Below are 376 nucleotides of genomic sequence, written 5' to 3'. Positions count from 1 at the left end.
GCGCAGGTGCGCCTGGGCGACCGCGGTGCCGATCGAGCCGGGCGAGGTGCCGATCACGCCGGACGGCTTGCGCGCGAATGAGTTCCTGCCCCACGGCCGGCTGGCCCAGTCGATCGCGTTCTTCAGCCCGCCGGGGATCGAGCGGTTGTATTCCGGCGTGACGAACAGGATCGCGTCGACCTCGGCGATCGCCTGCTTGAACGCGCGCGCCACCGGCGGATAGTCGGCATCGTAGTCGTAGCTGTACAGCGGCAGGTCGCGGATCGGGATCTCCACCAGCTGCAGCGCCGGAGGTGCGAGCTGGACCAGCGCCTTGGACAACAGGCGGTTGATGGAGCCTTTGGCGAGGCTGCCGACGATGTAGCCGACCTTGAAC

1 protein-coding gene is annotated in these 376 nt (G+C 68.4%); it reads right to left on the bottom strand.

Annotation, left to right across the window (positions count from 1 at the left end; all coding sequences use genetic code 11):
• Positions 1-376 (bottom strand): NADPH-dependent FMN reductase (locus tag UUA_RS18335; RefSeq protein WP_008439738.1); only part of this gene is annotated, 376 nt, incomplete at both ends.

It is taken from the genome of Rhodanobacter thiooxydans LCS2 (genome assembly GCF_000264375.1).
In the GTDB taxonomy this organism is placed as follows: domain Bacteria; phylum Pseudomonadota; class Gammaproteobacteria; order Xanthomonadales; family Rhodanobacteraceae; genus Rhodanobacter; species Rhodanobacter thiooxydans.
The sequence above is the reverse complement of the archived record's forward strand: the minus strand, read 5'-3'. Positions and strand labels throughout refer to the sequence as shown.